The following is a 3,784-nucleotide window of genomic DNA, read 5'->3' as shown; positions in this document are numbered from 1 at the left end:
GAGCCGCCGCCATGCGATTCCTGCACACCGCCGACTGGCAGCTCGGCATGACCCGGCACTTTCTCGCCGGTGATGCTCAGCCGCGGTACTCGGCTGCCCGGCGTGACGCGGTGGCCGGCCTGGGGGCGCTGGCGACGGAGGTGGGCGCCGAGTTCGTCGTGGTCTCCGGCGACGTCTTCGAACACAATCAGCTTCCCCCGCAGGTCGTCGGGCAGTCGTTAGAAGCCATGCGCGCCATCGGGATTCCGGTCTACCTGCTACCGGGCAACCACGACCCGCTCGACGCGTCCTCGGTGTACACCAGCGCCCTGTTCACCGCCGAACGTCCCGACAACGTGGTGGTGCTCGACCAGGCCGGCGCCCATCGGGTCAGGCCCGGGCTGGAGATCGTCGCCGCGCCATGGCGATCCAAGGCGCCGACCACCGACCTGGTCGCCGACGTTCTCGAAGGCCTCGCGCCCGAACCGGTCACCCGGATCCTCGTCGCGCACGGCGGGGTCGACGTCCTGGACCCGGACCGGGACAAGCCCTCCCTGATCCGCCTGGCCACCCTCGACCGCGCGCTGGCGACCGGTACGGTGCATTACGTTGCACTGGGGGACAAGCATTCACGGACGAATGTCGGTGACAGCGGCCGGATCTGGTACTCCGGTTCGCCGGAGGTCACCAACTTCGACGACGTGGAATCCGACCCCGGTCATGTCCTCGTCGTGGAGATCGACGAGAGCGACCCGCGTCGCACCGCCTCGGTGGAATCACGGCATGTCGGCCGGTGGCGCTTCGTCACCATGCATCACCAGGTCGACACTCGCCGTGACATCGCCGACCTCGACCTGAACCTGGACCTGATGGCAGACAAGGACCGCACCGTGGTGCGCTTGGCGCTCACCGGATCCCTGACGGTCACCGATCGGGCGGCGCTGGATGCGTGTCTCGACAAGTACGCGCGGTTGTATGCCTGGCTCGGCCTGTGGGAACGCCGCACCGATCTGGCGGTAATCCCGGCCGACGGCGAATTCAGCGATCTGGGTATCGGGGGATTCGCCGCCGCGGCGGTCGACGAGCTGGTGGCGACCGCGCGCGAGCCAGCCTCCGATGCTGCCGCCGACGCGCAGGCGGCGCTGGCGCTGTTGCTACGCCTCACCGACCGGGGCGCCGCATGAAGTTGCACCGCCTGACCCTGACGAATTATCGCGGCATCGCGCACCGGGAGATCGAATTTCCCGACCACGGTGTCGTCGTGCTGTGCGGCGCCAACGAGATCGGCAAGTCGTCGATGATCGAGGCCCTCGATCTGCTGCTGGAGTCCCGGGACCGCTCGACGAAGAAGGAAGTCAAGCAGGTCAAGCCCACCCACAGCGACGTCGGATCCGAGGTTAGCGCCGAATTGAGCTGCGGCCCTTATCGTTTCACCTATCGCAAGCGGTTCCACAAGAAATGCGAAACCGAACTGACGATCCAGTCGCCGCACCGCGAGCAGCTCACCGGCGACGAGGCGCACGAACGGGTCCGCGCGATGCTGGCCGAGACGGTGGACAGCGATTTGTGGCACGCCCAGCGGGTGCTGCAGTCGGCGTCGACCGCCGCGGTGGATCTCTCCGGTTGCGACGCCCTGTCGCGCGCGCTCGACGTGGCGGCCGGCGACGCCGCGGCGTTGTCGGGCACCGAGCCGTTGCTCATCGAACGCATCGACGCGGAATACGGACGCTACTTCACCCCCACGGGGCGTCCCACCGGGGAATGGGCCGCGGCGATCACCCGCCTGGCCGACGCCGAGGCCGCGGTCGCGGAGTGCGCGGCGGCGGTCGCCGAGGTCGACGAGCGGGTGGGTCGGCACGCGGCCCTGACGCAACAGGTGGCCGACCTGTCCCAGCAGCGCATCGCCGCGCGCCCCCGGCTCACCGCCGCGCAGCAGGCCGCGGAAAAGGTCGCCGAACTCACGGGGCAAGCACGCGAGGCCGAGTTGATCGCGACCGCCGCGGCGGCTACTAGCGCGGCGGCCACCACGGCCCGCACCTCACGTCTGCAGCTTCTCGCCGAAATCGCTACCCGCACAGCGGCTGTCGTGGCTGCCGAGGCACAAGCGAAAGAGGCCGCCGACGCGCGCGCGGCGGCGCAGGCCGAGGCCGAGGCCGCCGAGGCCGCCGCCCGGCAAGCCGCCGAGGCCGTCGCGGATCTGCATCACCGCGCCGAATCCGCCCGCCGCACCGTCACTCAGCTCGCCGACCGCGAGGAGGCCGATCGGCTGAGCGCCCGGTTGGCCAAGATCGACGCGATCCAGCGCGACTGCGAGCAGGTGTCCGCGGAACTCGGCGAGATCGCGCTCACCGAGCAGCAGCTGCGCCGGATCGAGACGGCCGCGTCCGCGGTCGATCGCATCGGCGACCAGTTGGCGTCGACGTCGGCGGCGGTCGAGTTCGCCGCCGCCGCGGACATCGAGCTGTCCATCGATGGCGAACGGGTCGCGTTGTCCGAGGGCCAAACCTGGTCCATCACGACCACCGGGCCCACCGCGGTCGAAGTCCCCGGCGTCCTGACCGCGTGGATCACTCCCGGCGCAACCACCCTCGATGTCCAGGCGAAACACGCTGCGGCGCAAGAGGAGCTGTCGGCCGCGTTGGCCGACGCGCGGGTGGCCGACCTGGCCACGGCCAGGGCCGCCGATCAGCGTCGCCGCGAACTGGAGGGCAGCCGCGACCAACTGACCGCGACCCTGACCGGCCTGTGCGGGGACGACGAGGTCGACGAGCTGCGTTCGCGACTCGCGCAGCTGCGCTCCGCGCAACCGGCGGACAGCGCGGCTACCGGCATCGGAGCCGCCCGCGACGAGCTTGAAGCGCTTCAGGCGGCTGGCCAGGCCGCGATCGCCGAGTGCGACGGCCGACGCCGGATCGCCACCACCGTCACTGCCCGGCTCACCGAGCTGGCCACCCGCGCAACGGTTCTCGAGGACGCGCTGAAGAACCAGCGTTGCGAACTCGACGCGGCCACCGACCGGCTGGCCCAGGAGCGGGCGTCGGCCGGCGACGACGAACTGGCGTCGGCGGCGGAGACGGCGCTGCGGGCCGCGTTCGCCGCCGAACGTCGGCATGCCGAGCTCGCCGCGGAACTCGCGGCGGCAAGCCCGGACTCGGTGAACGCCGAATTGCGCGCCGCCGTAAAGGAAACGGAAGAACTGCGCGAGCGCTACGAAGAGGCCGCCCGCGCGTTGCGCGAGATCACCATCGAACTGTCGGTGATGGGCAGCGAGGGCCGCCAGGGCAAGCTCGACGCCGCGGAAACCGAACGCGAACACGCCGCCAGTGAGCACATCCGCGTCGGCGGCCGGGCCAGGGCGGCGCGCCTGCTGCGCTCGGTCATGACGCGTCACCGCGACACCACCCGGCAGCGGTACGTCGAGCCCTACCGCGCGGAACTGCAGCGGTTGGGTCGCCCGGTGTTCGGTCCCACGTTCGAGGTCGAGATCGACAGCGACCTCTGCATTCGCAGCCGCACGCTCGACGGAATCACGGTGCCCTACGACTCGCTGTCGGGTGGGGCCAAGGAGCAACTCGGCATCTTGGCGCGGCTGGCCGGCGCCGCCCTGGTCGCCAAGCAGGACGCCGTTCCGGTGGTCGTCGACGACGCGTTGGGGTTCACCGACCCCGATCGGCTGGCGAAAATGGGGGAGGTCTTCGACACGGTGGGCACTCACGGGCAGGTCATCGTCCTCACCTGCAGTCCCGACCGGTACGACGGCGTCAAGGGCGCTCACCGCATCGATCTCAGCGCCTAGCACCGGCGC

The 3,784-nt window shown here is 70.6% G+C and carries 2 protein-coding genes; both read left to right on the top strand.

The annotated features are described in order from the left end of the window. Positions 1-11: 11 nt before the first annotated feature. The gene (locus A9X05_RS11750) at positions 12-1,163 is read left to right on the top strand and encodes an exonuclease SbcCD subunit D (protein WP_067781532.1); all 1,152 of its coding nucleotides are present in this window, start codon (positions 12-14) and stop codon (positions 1,161-1,163) included. Next, complete coding sequence (locus A9X05_RS11745) at positions 1,160-3,775, top strand: ATP-binding protein (protein ID WP_067781529.1); 2,616 nt, start codon at positions 1,160-1,162, stop codon at positions 3,773-3,775. Before A9X05_RS11750 ends, A9X05_RS11745 begins: the two co-directional genes overlap by 4 nt. The last annotated feature ends 9 nt before the right edge of the window (positions 3,776-3,784 follow it).

The organism is Mycobacterium sp. E3298 (assembly GCF_001666895.1).
In the GTDB taxonomy this organism is placed as follows: domain Bacteria; phylum Actinomycetota; class Actinomycetes; order Mycobacteriales; family Mycobacteriaceae; genus Mycobacterium.
Note: the sequence above shows the minus strand (reverse complement) of the source record. Positions and strands in the feature narration are given on the sequence as shown.